Below are 216 nucleotides of genomic sequence, written 5' to 3' on the forward strand. Positions count from 1 at the left end.
TCGGTGGGGATTAGTGGCGAACGGGTGAGTAACACGTGGGCAATCTGCCCTGCACTCTGGGACAAGCCCTGGAAACGGGGTCTAATACCGGATAACACTACGGGCCTCATGGTCTGTGGTTAAAAGCTCCGGCGGTGCAGGATGAGCCCGCGGCCTATCAGCTTGTTGGTGAGGTAATGGCTCACCAAGGCGACGACGGGTAGCCGGCCTGAGAGG

The 216-nt window shown here is 59.7% G+C and carries 1 rRNA gene; it reads left to right on the plus strand.

Annotated features, from left to right (window positions below):
* Window positions 1–216 (plus strand): 16S ribosomal RNA (locus OO70_RS51005); the annotation flags it as partial.

Source organism: Streptomyces xylophagus (assembly GCF_000716435.1).
In the GTDB taxonomy this organism is placed as follows: Bacteria; Actinomycetota; Actinomycetes; order Streptomycetales; family Streptomycetaceae; genus Streptomyces; species Streptomyces xylophagus.